Source organism: Bradyrhizobium sp. Kon10 (assembly GCF_055807395.1).
Map to the genome: position 1 here is coordinate 19,309 of NZ_JBVVOZ010000026.1, position 14,454 is coordinate 33,762.

General features: G+C 59.0%; 12 protein-coding genes. 2 read left to right on the top strand and 10 right to left on the bottom strand.

Annotated features, from left to right (window positions below; translation table 11 throughout):
• Positions 1–167: 167 nt before the first annotated feature.
• Complete coding sequence (locus tag AC0L2O_RS27645; RefSeq protein ID WP_473371950.1) at positions 168–911, bottom strand: energy-coupling factor ABC transporter permease; 744 nt, start codon at positions 909–911, stop codon at positions 168–170.
• A gap of 723 nt (positions 912–1,634) precedes the next feature.
• Between AC0L2O_RS27645 and AC0L2O_RS27650 the strand changes: the two genes are divergently transcribed.
• Positions 1,635–2,474, top strand: a complete 840-nt coding sequence (locus AC0L2O_RS27650) for an RMD1 family protein (protein WP_409193009.1) — start codon at positions 1,635–1,637, stop codon at positions 2,472–2,474.
• 1,024 nt (positions 2,475–3,498) lie between these two features.
• On the opposite strand, the gene AC0L2O_RS27655 is transcribed toward AC0L2O_RS27650, so the two are convergent.
• The 8 genes from AC0L2O_RS27655 to nifH all read right to left on the bottom strand — a co-directional run bounded on the left by AC0L2O_RS27655 (position 3,499) and on the right by nifH (position 11,278).
• Positions 3,499–4,029, bottom strand: a complete 531-nt coding sequence (locus AC0L2O_RS27655; protein WP_473371951.1) for a hypothetical protein — start codon at positions 4,027–4,029, stop codon at positions 3,499–3,501.
• A gap of 658 nt (positions 4,030–4,687) precedes the next feature.
• The gene (locus AC0L2O_RS27660) at positions 4,688–4,984 is read right to left on the bottom strand and encodes a ferredoxin family protein (RefSeq protein ID WP_473371952.1); all 297 of its coding nucleotides are present in this window, start codon (positions 4,982–4,984) and stop codon (positions 4,688–4,690) included.
• 39 nt (positions 4,985–5,023) lie between these two features.
• The gene (locus AC0L2O_RS27665) at positions 5,024–6,331 is read right to left on the bottom strand and encodes an FAD-dependent oxidoreductase (RefSeq protein WP_473371953.1); all 1,308 of its coding nucleotides are present in this window, start codon (positions 6,329–6,331) and stop codon (positions 5,024–5,026) included.
• Positions 6,332–6,342: 11 nt separating this feature from the next.
• Complete coding sequence (locus tag AC0L2O_RS27670; protein WP_473371954.1) at positions 6,343–7,458, bottom strand: electron transfer flavoprotein subunit alpha/FixB family protein; 1,116 nt, start codon at positions 7,456–7,458, stop codon at positions 6,343–6,345.
• 296 nt (positions 7,459–7,754) lie between these two features.
• Positions 7,755–8,093 (bottom strand): hypothetical protein, encoded by a 339-nt coding sequence (locus AC0L2O_RS27675; protein ID WP_473371955.1) that lies wholly within the window; start codon positions 8,091–8,093, stop codon positions 7,755–7,757.
• 504 nt (positions 8,094–8,597) lie between these two features.
• Positions 8,598–8,930: a nitrogenase stabilizing/protective protein NifW gene (gene nifW / locus AC0L2O_RS27680; RefSeq protein WP_409193010.1), complete on the bottom strand. Its 333-nt coding sequence runs from the start codon at positions 8,928–8,930 to the stop codon at positions 8,598–8,600.
• Positions 8,931–9,608: 678 nt separating this feature from the next.
• On the bottom strand, positions 9,609–10,316 hold the full coding sequence (locus AC0L2O_RS27685; RefSeq protein WP_473371956.1) for a nitrogen fixation protein NifQ: 708 nt from the start codon (positions 10,314–10,316) through the stop codon (positions 9,609–9,611).
• 71 nt (positions 10,317–10,387) lie between these two features.
• Positions 10,388–11,278, bottom strand: coding sequence for a nitrogenase iron protein (nifH, locus tag AC0L2O_RS27690; RefSeq protein WP_409190657.1), 891 nt, complete (start codon positions 11,276–11,278; stop codon positions 10,388–10,390).
• Positions 11,279–11,812: 534 nt separating this feature from the next.
• Between nifH and AC0L2O_RS27695 the strand changes: the two genes are divergently transcribed.
• Positions 11,813–12,367, top strand: a complete 555-nt coding sequence (locus AC0L2O_RS27695; protein WP_409190658.1) for a peroxiredoxin — start codon at positions 11,813–11,815, stop codon at positions 12,365–12,367.
• A 1,814-nt stretch (positions 12,368–14,181) separates the two neighbouring features.
• Here the strand turns inward: AC0L2O_RS27695 and AC0L2O_RS27700 are convergent.
• Entirely contained in the window at positions 14,182–14,448 is a 267-nt protein-coding gene (locus AC0L2O_RS27700; protein WP_409190659.1) for a hypothetical protein, read from the bottom strand.
• Between the last annotated feature and the right edge of the window lie 6 nt (positions 14,449–14,454).

Consider the following 14,454-nt stretch of genomic DNA (forward strand, 5'->3'; position numbering starts at 1 on the left):
TAGTTGCGGCAGTTCGCCTTGACCGCATCACGCACCAGCAGGTCGAACACGGTAGTGTGCGTCCGCTCATTGGCGAGCGGGCGGGCGCAGACGGCCGGCCGCAAGTCGGCGAGATATGCGGATAGCAGCGAGCGCGAGCCGCCGCGGATCGCTGCAGCCGGTTGCTATCAGGGAAAGCGTATGCATCGCTTGAGCAAAACGGACGACCCGGCGGCCATCGTTGTTATCGACGGCAACATGTCTTCTACAGGCCGTTGGCGAGAACTCCGCCGGCAACCACGCCGCCAAATTTGTTTCGCGAGCGCCAGTACAACCAGATCAGCCTCCGCTTGGACCAAGGCCACAAGTGCATAGGAAACTGTGAACCACGCGATGTTATAGAGGTTGGCAACCCCGAAGCCCGCGCCATAGAAGGCCCAAAACGCGACCCAGACAACGATACCAGACTGATATGCAGTCGAGAGCGCAAGAGCCTTACTGTACTGCAGATCGGGATAGGCGGTGTTGGATGGAACGAGCCGCTTGGCGAGCGCCTGGATCGCAAACAGCGGCACTAGAAGCGTCGTGACATTCATACCATACTGCGGCAGGTCGGTCGGAACAAACAGGACGCCTTGCAGCAAGAGGCCGACCGCAAGACCGGAGGCAGCCGGTGCCGCGCCGAACAACAGGAACAGCGTCGATCCGAGGATGAAGTGCACCTCGGAGACTCCAACGGCGAAGTGCGGCAGGATCTCGAAAAACGTGAACACAAGCCCCGAAGCGGCCATGGCTCGCACAGCGAATGACAGGGCGCCCTGCTCGCGCATAGTTTCGACCACAAGCTTGGCGGCGAAGCAGCCCGTCGCAAGGCCTGTCGCGTAGCTCAACACGAGCTTGGCGCCTGTTACTATTCCCGGTTCGATATGCATGGTCTCAGGTCCTTGCTGCCGTTATGCTCACGGCCTTGGTTCAAGAATTTGTCGGGCCGTCTTTTGGCCGAGGTTGGAAACGGCACTTCACCTTCCCCACCGTCGGTCAACCGGTCAACGTCCTGTCTTCGTCAATCCGATTGGGTGTGCATTGAGCCTTCGCTCGGCCTTCGATAGCAACAGCTATGCCAGCGCCGCCACCGCGCGGTTAAGGTTCTGATTTCGCCGTGAAAAGTTCCGCGGCGCGCAACATTCGAGGTGTTCTGTAGCTGACATGTTCTGGATGGAATCGAACACACATGGCGCCGCTGTGTTTTGCTCAACCTGTGCCGTTTCGAAAAATCATTCTCGCTCGCCCATTGAAGCGGAAATCCTCAGGCCGCTAGCGCGAAGCCACCGGTTCGGCATCAATCTTGCTCGACCTTGTTCGAGGACGGCGCCTTGAGCGCGGCCAAATGTTTGGCGGCTCATCGACTCGGAAGACCTCTCGTTATCTCCAAGGGCTTGCTGGGTCGTCCGATTGATCTGCGGCCAAGCACGCACGAACATGGAAATAGCGACGATCCGTTCAAACTTTGGAGCCGGCATTTGCTGGATCGTAGCATCATCTCTCAGCCACGCGCCCGCAAATTCCGCCGCACCATTGCCACGAAGTTCTGGACGTGTTTGACGGTCCCCGGGGAACGCCTATCGCGTCGCAGTGGCGGCAAACCGGATGTTAAAGTGAACATGGATCAACTTACGCCCGGTAAGCCTGCCGCGTCGGGACAGACGGCGGCCGCCTCGATGCTGCGCATTCGCGCAGTCATGCTGGGCGATCGTATCAACGCTTCGGCTGTCGAAATCGGAACGCTGGTGTCCTCGACGCCGGTCGCTTGCCGCATACATGCGGGCCTTGTCGTGATCTTCCGCTATGGGGTTGTGGTGCTCATCGGGTTGTCGCCCTCGGAGGAAACCGCTCTGATCGATACCTTGAGGTCGGGGGTCATCGGTGAACTTAGCTCCTATGAGGAGGAGAGCGCACACGTGCAGCTCTGCAATGACCAGGGCGCGGAGGTCATCCTGCCGGGCGGTCGGATTTGTCTCAGCGAGTTTACCGACGACCGGCTGCTGCTGATCGCCGATACGCTGGCCAAGAGCACGGCGCTGGAGCGAGATGAGCGCCGTGTCGCCGCAGTGTTCGACGTGATCGAACCCTTTGCACGTGAACTAGCCGAGCGCGGCCGGACGCCGCGGGGCCGCAAGGGCATTCTCCAACTGATCGGCAATGCGCTCCTGGTCCAGCAGCGCGTCGCGGGCCGCGTCGCCATTGCCGAAAAGCCCGACGCACTCTGGGACAAGCCGGAGCTCGAGCGGCTCTATTCGCGTCTGAAAGACGAGTACGAATTGAAGGAGCGTCTTGAGATGATCGAGCGCAAGCTGTCGGCCATCTCCGGAACAGCCAACGCACTGACGGACATCATCGACACCCGCCGGTCGCTGCGTCTGGAGTGGGTTATAGCCGTGCTGATCGTGATGGAAGTTGCGATCGGATGCTTTCAGATTATTGCGGTAGCTCACTGAAGTGCGGCTACCCGCAGCACGCGAGGCGCCTTCGTGGGCTTGAGCGGGCTGACTAACCGATCAGACCGGCATTTGCGGGAGACGCGCCGTTCGGCCGCACTCAGCCGCGGGACTTCGGCCATGTCTTTGCCGTGTTCGCGCTCGCGAGGTAAATCCCGGTGCGGCTCGCGAACGGAGCAATAAACGAGGCGACTTCCGGCGCATTTCCCTGGTTGTCGAAAGGATATGGGTGCATGGCATACGCGCGCGGAGCGTTTATCTCGACAGGGAAAGAAGACTCTTTTGCCCAATGTGCAGGGGACCGGCACTGAGCTTGTCTGCTATTCTCCATGGGATCGCAGAATACTTTGCCGCGCCTCTCCCGCCGTTCACCAGCGCGCACCCGCGACTACCGGCACAAGGACGCCGAGTTCGACCAAAGCGCCTCGATGAGTTGGGCGACCGCCTTTCGCTGCTCTGGGTGCATCGCCGCGGCTCGGTGGACCTCTCCTGCCGTGATTTCCCTTTCTTGAGAATTAGTGAAGAGTTCCATGAACCGCAGCATTTTCAGCGCAAGGAGCGTGCTGCAACTGAAGATGAACCTCAGAAGTGCGGACCTCGTACTCACCAACAGGGAAGTCGCCGAGCTTGGGACTGCGACCTGAAGCGCAACTGGGGATCGCACCGATCCGCTTTCTTTCGATGCGGAGATTCCACCTTGTCCGTCGCGACTACCCGCGGACCAGCCCGGCGCCGCTTGCGGGGCTGCCGGGAGACTGCTGACCTGTCCAAGCAGCCAGAACGAAACGCCACTTTCATCGGCGCGGGAAACCTGGGGAGCTCGGATCAGCGGCGCACCGATTGCGCGGTTGTGCCTGCAATAGCGGCTCCGCGTCGACGATAAACGCCAAACGGATGAAAAGGACTGCGGCAGCCAATTTCGACGCGGTTTTGACCTCGCAAGCAGGCGCCGAGATTTCCTGATGTCCCCGGTTCCGATTGGACGTTCCATCTAGAGGGACTTCCCTCAAGGCGCTCTGGACACTCACGTGCCGCCGGCAGCTCCCCTTAAATCCGCTTCCGAACGGATCCCGGCATGGCGGTCCTTCGCTGGTTCGTTCAGCAGCCCGGCGAGCCGGAGGCCTTCAAGGACCCCTTCCAGCCGCTGTACGCGAACTATGGCGGCGAGCAGCGAAACGGCCTCCTCCCGGTGGACGCTGAAGCGAATGTCGGGCGCTCGCTGAACCAAGACGTCCAGCAAAGTCGGAAGGTCAGCAAGGTGGTGGCGTAAGGTCGAGACCACATCACTCGCAAGATAGGTCGCCAAATCAGCTTTCGGCGGCGGATCAAAGTCCAACGCGACCTCGGCGCGCTTCTCGATCGCTTGTCGTATCAACTCGGCCTGCCGTCTTGCATTGACCGAGAGCATGAACACTGCATCCGCGAGCTTCTCGCGCGGCAAGCTTCTCAGTTCGGCTATGCGGGCCTGGATGTCGTCAACCGAACCCTCACGGCGTGCCTGTGCTCGCCGCGCGTTGGCGGCTGCTTCGCTCTTTTGTCCTCGAACCATCGTCATACTCTCCGCCTGACGATATATCCTGCCAATTCAGTCGAATGAAAGTGCAAAATTATGTGCTGCATGCGCGCAGCCCGGCTGACGAACACGGAACCGGCGGTCCCGAAGGAGTCAGAAGGCGCTAATTTCGTGATCTGCTTTTGCTTGGTGGCTGCGAGATCTTGGCCTGGAGCACTGGAAAGCGCCGCTTCAGGTCCGTGGCACCGCTTTCGGCACCATGTCTCGTCTCGAACTCAGTGTTCATACAGCCGCTTCGATGGCAGCCACTGGTCGGGAGATCTCGCGCTGCATTCCGCAGGCCAAGGTCTATTTCCAAGAATTGGGTCCGGTATTGTTGCGGAGCCACTCGTCTTTGATGAGATCGGTCGACCGGGCCTCGAACTCATCATTCGACGCGAGCTGAGCAGTAGATTGCAAAGTGAGTTCGAATATAGACCGTTGGCATCAAGATTGCGCTTACCGGGCTCTGCCCAGTCGTCCGTGAAGAAAGCTGATTTGACGCTGAGTTCGTCAGAGGGCCGGGGGAGAGTGCTGTCAGGAACAGACGCGCCAAGAGCCTGAGCCAGCGCATGAGGCGGCCAAGTTGTAGCCGGCGGCGGCGTTGACGGCGTTGCCGCGCCCCGCCGCATCTACCAAGGTCAGGCCGTCCCCTGAACTTTCAACCAAACTTGAATAGCACGCCGTAACCGCCGCGCGGGTAACTCCACTCGATATCACCATTTTCTTCGCACATCACCCGGCAGGTGCCGCACTCGATACATCCATCGACTGTCACCTCAACATGACCTTTATCGTTGAGCTCGTAGCACCGTGCAGGGCAGGCCTTCAGCATCGACAAGAGCCGCGAGGATGGCGTGGTGTGCGGACGCACCTTGATGTGGGCGCGGCCGGAATCAACAAGATAACGGTTGTAGAATAGTTTGTCCTCGACACGTTGGGATGGATTGCTCGGCATTGTTTCTGGCTCCGTCGTATGCGTTGTCTTAGGTTTGGATCACCGCCAGGCCCGGGCGATGCGCAGGGCATCGCTAAACAGCCCAGTCCAAGACCGCGCCTTGATGAACGAGCTCAGCATCAGCTTCTCTTTCTCGAGCTTTGGTGTGCCGTCGACGCGCACATAATCCTGCATCGCCTTGGAGAAGAGCTGCGGATATGTGAGAAAGAAGTTCTGCGAGTGGGTATGCATCAGTGCCGGCATATCCTTGTACTTCTTCAGGTCCTTGATCACGAAAGACTCAGTTAGCATTTTCTTGTAAAGTGAAAGATTTTTGGCCGTCATCGGATCTTTTCGCGATCTGATAAGGCAGATCGCTTCCGCCGCAATACGGCCCGACGTCATCGCCAAATTGGACCCCTCGCGATGGATGGCGTTGTTAAGCTGGGCGGCGTCTCCGACGACCACCCAGCCCTCCCCGCAAAGCTGCGGGATTGCCCTGTACCCTCCTTCAGGGATCAAGTGCGCGGAATATTCCTTGACTTCCGAACCTTCGATGAGCGGCGCGACGGAGGGGTGACGCTTGAAACCTTCGAGCAGGCCGTAAGGCGTCTCGCCGGTACGCTGGAAGTCGGCAACAAGACAGCCAATACCGAGCGAGATGCATTCCTTATTGGAATAGATGAAGCCCATACCGGTCATGCCGCGGGAGATGGTTCCGGCCGCTTCGATGACGAGCCCCTCGTCGCCTTTGAGATTGAAGCGAGCGTCGATTGTCTCGCGCGACAAAAAATGCATCTCCTTAACCGCGAGTGCGACCTTGTCCGGTTTTGGTCGCCCTCTTAAGCCCGCACTCGTCCCGAGCACTCCGTTCACCCCCTCGGCCAGCACGACGACATCTGCATGGATTTCACCCCCATCGCGGTCTGTGCGCACCCCGACGACCCTGCCATGGGAATCCTGGAGGAGCTCGGTCACCGTGGTCTCGCACAGCACCGTAGCGCCGGCCTCGCGGACCTTCTGCGAGAACCATTTATCGAACTGGGCGCGGATGATGGTGTAGCGGTTCGGCTTCTCCTCGTTGAAATCATCGGATCGATAGTGAATTCCGGTGTGCGAACGCTCGTCCACCATCCAGAAGCGTTGCTCGACGAGATGCCGCTCAAGCGGCGCATCTTCTCGGAAATTCGGGATCAGCTTCTCGAGCATATCGGCATAAAGGATGGCCCCTTGCACGTTCTTCGACCCGGAATACTCGCCGCGTTCCAGCTGCAGCACTTTCAGTCCCCGCTCGGCCATTGTAAGCGCCGCTGCGTTCCCGCCCATGCCAGCACCGACGACGATGGCGTCGAATCTTTCCTCAATCATAACAAGCTCCCCTAGCCAGCGATGCGGTCGTGTGAGTGCGGCGATAGCTGCGCGCGGAATGCAGAGGTCAATGCCGGCAACAGTCGAATGGCGTCGGTGACGATGCCGATATGGGCGAAGTCGAAGATCGGAGCGTTCTTGTCGGTGTTGATGGCAACGATGAGGTCGCTCCCCTCCACGCCGACGCGATGCTGGATAGCGCCGGAAATGCCGGCCGCGATATAGAGCTTTGGCCGGATGGTTTTCCCGGTCTGGCCGATTTGTCGGTCCGAGGTGGCCCAGCCCTTCTGGACCAGCGGCCGCGAGCAGCCATATTCGGCGCCAAGCACGTCCGCGAGTTGGTGTACCAGTTGGAAATTTTCAGGCGATCCCAGACCGAGCCCTGCAGCGACGACCACGTCGGCATAGGCAAGGTTGGACTTTGTAGAATCGCGGTCTGGCAGGAAGGACAGGACCTTTGTGACGACATCTTCTTCTACAAGCCCGAGCGGATGCGAGATGACGCGCGAGACGGCGCCTGTCACGCGCTCGGGCATCGGCATCACGCGAGGACGGACGGTTGCCATCTGTGGACGATAGTTGAGTGTGTAGATCGTGCACAACAGTGAGCCGCCAAACGTCGGCCGGGTCGCCGCAAGCGAGCCGTCGGCATCGACATCGAGCTCGGTACAGTCGGCAGTTAGGCCGGTGAGCAGTGTGGTGGCCACTGAGCCGGCGAGATCGCGGCCGAGTGTTGTTGCCCCTAGGAGTAGGATTTCCGGCTTGTAAGTGTTGACCAGCTCTGACAGGGCCTTGGTATAGGACTGGTTGCGATAATCGGCCAAGAGATTGTCCGCGACGATATAGGCGAGGTCGGCGCCGTAGCAGAAGGATTCGGCGACCGCCTGCTGCGTTGTCTCCCCGACCGGACCGATGACAACCGCGGCGAGGTCAACATTGAGCTTATCGGCGAGCCGCCGCCCGGCACCCATCAGCTCCCAGGAGACGGGGTGCACAACCCCGCGTTCCTGCTCGATGAAGACCCAGACGTGCTTATACGCCCTAAATCGTTCGGGCAGCTCCCTCTTGGTCGCCGCGCGACCACCAGCCGCGGCCGGAGCTGCACTTTTCGGTGCGGTGCTCATCATCTGTACTCCCATTCGCATTCAGTAGCGGCTGCGGAGCATGCTCCGCCTCCAGGTTGAAATTCGCGTTTGAAGATTGCTTCAGTTAAAACTTGGGCCGGGTGCCCGCCGCCATTGTGTCAGCACCGCTTGGCAGCAGCGCGGGGTCGAGACACCCGTTGCTGGACCTTTTGTCGACGAGCCCGGAAGCACGGACTTCTGGTTCGTTCCGGATGCGGCATTCTGGGGCGACCGTTTGGTTGCGGGCACTGGTAAGGCACCAACCGGGCCGGTCAGGCGTGCCGAGCGATTGGTCTTCCTCATTTTAGAGATGCAGCCGAGGTGCAACAGATCGAGAAGTTGCGAGAGGCTCGGCTGGTACGATTGTCGAGCGCGTGCTTGCCGTTGGAAACGCGATCCCATTGGTCCGAATGCCCTCGATTCTTGCCGATCACAGCGACACGTCCGCAACTCCGGGCGAGGACACGAGGGCCGGCGCCGCTCAAGGCGCCCGTCAACAGCGCCGCGCGGCCGGCGCTGTTGAGCAACGGCTCGCCCCGCGAAGCCTCCGCCAGGGATGGGCCAACGGGGGTGCACGGATCAAACGCACCATTCAGCTCAGCCAGGTATGCGACCATCGCTTTGGCGTCGCGACGCATTATGGTTCCGGCAGGCAGCGCGCGCGAACCTGCGCGGCGTCAAAAACAAAATCGATGCGGACCAAGATGTGCATGCGCTTCTCCAGACTAGCTGAGCATCAGTCAGCAATTGTCGTACCAATTGCGCAAGCCATGAAAATTGACCGCCAATACAAAATCTTACTGAAGAAAATCGGATTGGCGGCCACTCACGAGCATCGGGCTATTCGATACCGTGCTGACCTGTGTCGGGAATGCGACAGAAGACAGTCATCCCAAACTTGGTGCGCTTTCCTCGCCAAATCTGCGCTCCCGCGCTGCCAGCGTACATTGCAGCAGATAGGTGCGCACCGGCTTGGAACGATGGAAACACCAAGGCTGAGTCGGGCTTGGTATTAAGCAGCCGAGTGTTGACGCTGCGGATCGGCGAGGCCGCAACTGCAACTTCGGTTTGAATTCAAAGCCATGGATGGCTGTCAGGCTCTCCGAACCCTCACGATGCAGAGCCCGACATATAAACTCAATTCACTCCAAGGAACCGAGCTGGACCAATGCTGGATGCTTTTTCGCTTGTGGTGCGGCCGCATCCTTCAGCACCTTGAATACGCGCTGTTCGATCGGGGAGGACGTGACGAAGTCGGCATAGGCGCGCTCAAGCGTGGCCTTGCAACGCGCGGCGATCTCAGGATCAGATGCACCGGTCAACTCCTCGCCTGCGAGATATTGGCCCATGCGACGAAGAATGTGAAGCCGTGCCACATCGACGATTTTCGCATCGTACTCGACGCCGAGCAATGCAAAAAAATCCTCTGCGGCCGAGGCCTTGTTCAATCGCGCAAGGATCCCATCCATCGTCATTCTCAACCTCCATCTCGATCCGCGCCCAGAAACGACCAGGCGGGAATGTTTCAACCCGATCGCGCGACGCGCGTGGCTGATTCGCTGTTGACGCCCGAGCTCTCGTGAATGTCGAGCCAGCTCGCCAACACCGTTTCCTGCGCAACCAGACTTGGTGCTCGATGGCATGCTTGCAGACGGGCCGGGGATGGTCGCTTTGCTCCGCGCCGAAAGAAAGCTGCACGACGGCAGCAAGTGATCGCGGCAAGCCCTGAATGCTTGCAGATCACAATGCCGTGGGAGGAGCAGCTCCGGGTCTAGCCCTTCGTAGGTGCGCCGGCTCCTTTAACAGCCCGTGGACGTGGATGCCGGATTCATCGGTAAAGACATGCTCGTCTCGCCTTGTTGAGCAGGATGGTACGGGACGCAGCGGCTGCAACGGCGCCTCGCCTTTTTGCAGTTCGGATAGCAGCACGCCGGTATCGTCGCAACAGAGCTGTCTGAGTGCGACGGCAGCTTCCTTCAGCGGCGCATTGTCGGCTCCGCCAGGTATCAACTCGATTATCAGACGCCGCGTCGGCCCTAGGTGGGGCCGCGCAAGCGTTTGCCCTGGCCTGTTTTCACCCCCAATGCGACAGGTGGCAGAAAGCTCGTCGGATATACCCGCAATGGCGCCAAGGAGGGGTATCAATAGTGAACTCAGCCTCTCAAGCTTGGGACGGCTTGGACGGAGTCATCGAGACGACCCAGATGATCTCGCCGGCGTCCGGCCATCCGGCTCTCGCCGCTCTCTTCGCCGAAGCAAAGATCAAAGTCATTGCATTCCGTGCAGACCGGCGTGGTACACATCACCAGACCGTCGTCTTCGCATAGCATGCGATAGAAGAAGCGCTTCCAGCGCATGTTCTTCGTGTTGCGAGCCGCCAGCGGCCCGAAATGGCGCATCAGAAGGCGGGACAATTCGTCCCGCTTCCGTAGACCGAGATCCTCCCACAAGTGATTAGGCTCCATGGCGCGCCGCGCGATCATCGTCGCCAACCAGCCGCCGACCTCGCCAAAGGTGGAACGTTGCGCAAGTAGGAGGTCGCGCACCATATTTGTCTCGTCATCAGCCGGTAACGCGGACTGTTCGCGCCAGATACAGCTCCTGATCGGGCTGGATGGGAAGTATTGCACCAAAAGAGCATTGAGCTCCTGGTTGGTCAAGCCAGCCCGTTCGGGAAGTTGGCCGCCATCCATGGCGGATGCGGCGAGAACGCAAGCGAGCACATGCCGATCGAAATCGTCATTGTCGCTGATGTCAACTTCTGTTGGGTGGCGCCCGGTCAGGAGGCCGTAGAGCTTATTCACATCGCGCTGCTCGGCGACGTGAGCTGCCGGCACGGAAGCTGAGATCGTATCGGCCAATTTCTTTGTCTGCCAATCATGAAGGGTGGACGATGTCGGCCTTCCCGGATCGAGAAGGCCGACAACATGAACTATGCGGAAATAGCGGCAAGCTCGGCAGCAGTTTTGCCGACCAGGGTCTCGTCGACAGGCTTGATGATGCCGTGCTCCATGAGCATATCCTCGAGCTCGTCCATGCTGATTGGCGTCGGGATAGCGCCTTTTCCCGCATTGTTGTGGATCTTGGTCGCGAGATTGCGATAGTGATCCGCCTGCTTCGAGTCCGGCGCGTATTCCAGCACAGTCATACGCCGCAGCTCCGCGTGCTGCACGACGTTGTCGCGCGGCACGAAGTAGATCAGCCGGCTGCCAAGCTTCTTGGCAAGAGCATCTGCAAGCTCCAGCTCCTTGTCGGTCTGCCGCTCGTTGCAGATCAGGCCGCCGAGGCGGACGCCGCCGGAATTCGCATACTTCAGAATACCCTTGGAGATGTTGTTGGCGGCATACATTGCCATCATCTCGCCGGACATCACGATGTAGATTTCCTGTGCCTTATTCTCGCGAATAGGCATCGCGAAGCCACCGCAGACGACGTCGCCGAGCACGTCGTAAGAGACGTAGTCAATGTCCTCATAAGCGCCGTTCTCTTCCAGAAAGTTGATGGAAGTGATCACGCCCCGTCCGGCGCAGCCGACCCCCGGCTCCGGACCACCGGACTCGACGCATCGAATGTCCCTGTAGCCGAGCTTGATGACGTCCTCGATTTCGAGGTCCTCGACGCTGCCGGCATTCGCCGCCAGGCTCAGAATGGTGTCTTGCGCTTTGGCGTGCAGAATGAGGCGAGTCGAATCCGCTTTGGGATCGCAGCCGACGATCAGAATCCTTTGGCCCAGCTCAGCAAGGGCCGCCAGCGTATTTTGCGAGGTTGTCGATTTGCCGATGCCGCCCTTGCCATAAAACGCGATTTGTCTCAGCGCAGACATGTTGCTCTCCATCACCGATTTGCCAATTTTTCGCGCCGAATGCGCGATCCTGTTTCTGTCGTAGAAACCATGGGCACACGAGTGTCGGGAAGGAGGCCATCGCTCGCCATCAGCGTCGGCGTGCCCTCAGCCCTCACTCGTTGTTGCTGCATCCAGGTAGCAACTGGCGTGCCATTTCCTTCGCACCCGCATTAAGCCTCTGATCACCCTCAACTAACAGCGTGGCCTCGGACACCGGCGTGTTGTGGCGGACCGGACAGCCGCGAGGGCTCTGACAGAAACCCGACAAAGCCTCGGCTCGAATTCCACCACGAGCGCCGGCCAAGGAGCACAAACGGGAAATCCCGCGCCTTACGCCCGGGACGATTGAGGAGATCACATGTTGCAGATCGGACTCGAGGACATCGCCACCATCAAAGGCGAATGTTCCACGAGGGTCCTGGCGGGCACTTGTCGCCAGATCGGGTGGCATATTGCTTGCTCAGTCAGTCGCGGAACGCTGTTCCGTGTGACTCGATGTTGTGAGGACAATACATGCTTGGAATTGGAAGTAAGTTGCCGCCGTTCGACATCATAGGCGTGAAGCCCGGCTTTCACCTGCAGGAGGAGGACGGGCAGAGCGCTTTCGAGACGCTGAGTGAGAGAAGCTTCCCCGGCAAATGGAAAGTCATCTTCTTTTACCCGAAGGATTTCACATTCGTCTGCCCGACCGAAATCGCCGAGTTTGCCCGCCTGTCGAAGGATTTCGCCGAACGCGACGCAATCGTGCTTGGTGGGTCGACCGATAACGAGTTTTGCAAGCTCGCCTGGCGGCGTGACCACAAGGACCTGCACCGTCTATCGATCTGGCAGTTTGCCGACACCAAGGGCGCACTTGTCGATGGCCTTGGAGTGCGCTCGCGTGATGGCATCGCACATCGCTATACCTTCATCGTCGATCCTGAGAATACGATCCAGCATGTCTATGCGACTAGCCTCAATGTCGGCCGCAGCCCCACGGACACGTTACGCGTTCTGGATGCGATACAGACTGATGAGCTCTGCCCTTGCAACCGCGAAATCGGCGGCGACACGCTTAAAATTGCCTGAGTCAACATAACGATCGTACAGTTGCACGAGCGGTTCCGGCCGCAGGACGCCAGACGCAATCGTTCTTCGATGATTTCAGGTGAGACGATGCTACCGCAAACACCGCAAGCGAGTGCGACCCGCAATTCAGTTCTCTTTACCGGTCATGAACTCTGACGCCGCCGTCGCGATATTCGCGCGGCACTCGCGGCGGCGATATCGACGGTCTCGATCACGGTGATGAACAGCGTTCACCCGCCGCTTTGCTCACCTCACATCATCCCGAACACAAGGGGATGACGGCGCGGCCCATGAACATACAAATGCTTGTACACTTCTGCGCCTGCTGGACGCACATCTCTCGCCGGAGTTCCTTATATTTCGTCGTAGGCCGGACCGCGGTTCTCCTTTGCCTGCGGCTTACCGGCATGCAACTTCAAGGGGACGATCCAGCGCCCACGGGGTCGGAAACCGTGTACCAATCTCTCCCTCTTGGGGCATTCTAGGTTCCAGTCGCCGCCTCGAGAAGCGTGGACGCAGCGGCAGATGGCTCACCATCGAATGACGTGTGCCCAACGAGTTGATGATCCGCCGCCGCGCTCGCACACCGTATTTTCCGAGCTCACCAATCTATATTCAGCGCCTAAGCAGCACGATGCGACGAGCGATTCGCTTGAGTCGCTGATTGAACACGACAATCGGTCGGGTTTAGGTCAAGTGACCGGATCGACGGAGAAGCCGGTCAGCTCGTTCGCCGCGAGACCTAACCGTCGGCGCCGAGCCTGAGACGACCAACTAGCCAGCAATCGCAAGCCGCCTGACGGCCTCGATCATCACGCCGGTCGATTTCCGAAACTGAATCACATCTCAGCGCTGGTGACCCAAGCCAATCCCCAAGGTAGACGCTTTCTGCCTTAGGGAGCCTTCGGAGCGCTTCATAAGCTTTGAAACCCTAGCTACAGGGGTGCGGGCCCTTGAGTGCGCCTTGAGCAGCTTGACCTCGTCCTTACTATATTCTTTGCGCTTGGTGCTTTTTGCCACGTGACGTTCTCCGATTTCGCTTTGCACATTTATCTGCAGCGCCTTGTTTTTGAAAAACGACGCAACTGCTTCCCATTACCATATCAATGACCATCGGCAACTATTCAAGCGGGCTTTTATCTTCCAGATAAGAACATGAACTACACGCGAATTTGTTCTCTGTCCTTCTGTATCTTTATCCGCGTGACAAACCCGATTCCCGACGCACGCCAGGCGGTTCAACATGGAAGCAAGCTATCGAGACAGGGATGTCTCGATTCGGTCCTTCAAAAAAACAACTCGAAAGCGCTTCTTGCTTAAATACATCAACTTCACTCACCAAGACGTTTCGTAGAGCAATATTCTGGCGCCGGTATTGATGGAGTAGCGCTGGATCGGCCAGGACAATCGTGGTGCTCCCGCGCATGATGAACCGGCCTTCACGAGTGTACGGCGTTACCGCGCGAAGAATAAACGTTCTTTCATACTTGCTGGGCTTCTGCGGACCTAGGTCGAGTACTCACAAATACGAATCCTGCGACGGCTGAGGTTTGCTTCGTCAACTGATCGAGCACGGCTTGCTCTTTCTTATTTGACAGCCGCAGTATCCTTGATCGAAGAGGCCACGTAGAGATAGCCAGGCAATTCCATCCTCAGCGAACAAGATGCCAGACCATCGCCTGCCCCGTGTCATGGACCCGGTGAACGAGCGAGCGATCTGATCGTGACATTTCGCTAGGCCCGGCACGACGGCATGGCAAACAACCCGCGGGCTTAGCGCCCTGTGAGCCTGGCACCGGCAGGCGATTGCTTGATCATGACATGGCAGAGCGCTTGGCCAGCACGATGCCGGTGGCGCGCTCCGGATCATTCGTGATCTGTGCACATTGAGCTCCACTGTCGAGCAGATGCAGGTCAAACTGTCCAAAACGGCGGAACGGAGTGTGTGTCATGTCGGAGGCGTCGCAACAAATCCAGGCAAGATGTGGAAATTTCTGCCGGAGCGTCGGGCAAGGCTCAGAGGCTGCATCAATAGAGGTGAGCGTCTGCCCGATGTTCGTCAACTCGCCTTCGAGCACCATTTCCAG

Coding starts and splice junctions, on each gene's coding strand:
- AC0L2O_RS27645 (WP_473371950.1), bottom strand. CDS start 911: ATGCATATCGAACCGGGAATAGTAACAGGCGCCAAGCTCGTGTTGAGC.
- AC0L2O_RS27655 (WP_473371951.1), bottom strand. CDS start 4,029: ATGACGATGGTTCGAGGACAAAAGAGCGAAGCAGCCGCCAACGCGCGG.
- AC0L2O_RS27660 (WP_473371952.1), bottom strand. CDS start 4,984: ATGCCGAGCAATCCATCCCAACGTGTCGAGGACAAACTATTCTACAAC.
- AC0L2O_RS27665 (WP_473371953.1), bottom strand. CDS start 6,331: ATGATTGAGGAAAGATTCGACGCCATCGTCGTCGGTGCTGGCATGGGC.
- AC0L2O_RS27670 (WP_473371954.1), bottom strand. CDS start 7,458: ATGATGAGCACCGCACCGAAAAGTGCAGCTCCGGCCGCGGCTGGTGGT.
- AC0L2O_RS27675 (WP_473371955.1), bottom strand. CDS start 8,093: ATGCGTCGCGACGCCAAAGCGATGGTCGCATACCTGGCTGAGCTGAAT.
- nifW (WP_409193010.1), bottom strand. CDS start 8,930: ATGACGATGGATGGGATCCTTGCGCGATTGAACAAGGCCTCGGCCGCA.
- nifH (WP_409190657.1), bottom strand. CDS start 11,278: ATGTCTGCGCTGAGACAAATCGCGTTTTATGGCAAGGGCGGCATCGGC.
- AC0L2O_RS27695 (WP_409190658.1), top strand. CDS start 11,813: ATGCTTGGAATTGGAAGTAAGTTGCCGCCGTTCGACATCATAGGCGTG.
- AC0L2O_RS27700 (WP_409190659.1), bottom strand. CDS start 14,448: ATGGTGCTCGAAGGCGAGTTGACGAACATCGGGCAGACGCTCACCTCT.